The sequence below is a fragment of the Ancylomarina longa genome (assembly GCF_003996985.1).
GTDB classification, from domain to species: Bacteria; Bacteroidota; Bacteroidia; order Bacteroidales; family Marinifilaceae; genus Ancylomarina_A; species Ancylomarina_A longa.
Genome location: NZ_RJJX01000136.1, coordinates 1 through 649, shown reverse-complemented (window position 1 = coordinate 649; position 649 = coordinate 1). Strand labels below are relative to the sequence as shown.

The following is a 649-nucleotide window of genomic DNA, read 5'->3' as shown; positions in this document are numbered from 1 at the left end:
GATACCGGCATAGTCATCATCGCAGATTTCAATAACATCGCCCGGTACATGGCGAAGCCCTTCTGCGCCGACGCTGAAATCCACGGTCTGCGTTTCCAGCAGTTCTGTTTTAATCAGCCACAGCCCGGCGCGGTGTGCCTGCCCCCGGCTGGTACAGCCAAAGGCATCCATCTTCGTAACATTACGACCGTAACGGGCAATGGCCTGCGTATCTTCAACAAGCTCTGTCGCCGTCTCCCAGCCGTTGTTCGGGTCAATCCAGTTCACCTCAACGGCATTATGGCGGTCCTTCAGGGCGCTGAAGCTGTAGCGGAACGGCGCGCCATCATCCGGCATCACCACATTACTGCGGTTATAGGTCCACGTCTTATCCGACGGTCGGTCCTGCACGAACGTCAGCGTCTGCCCGTTCCATACCGGCATACAGCGCATCGCCGAGCAGAAATCGCTGAGCACATCCCACGCCTTACGCTGTGTGGTCAGGTACGCATTACAGGTGATGCGCGGCTCCGTGCCGCCAAAGCCGTCCGGCACTGACTGGTCGCAGTACTGGCCGATGACATACAGCGCCCATTTATCCACATCCGCCGCACCAAGACGTTTCCCCATGCCGTAGCGCGGATGGGTCAGCATATCCCACAGACACCAG

General features: G+C 58.6%; 1 protein-coding gene. It reads right to left on the bottom strand.

The annotated features are described in order from the left end of the window. Window positions 1-649: TipJ family phage tail tip protein (locus DLK05_RS16675; RefSeq protein WP_148114121.1), on the bottom strand; the 649-nt coding region annotated here is incomplete at both ends.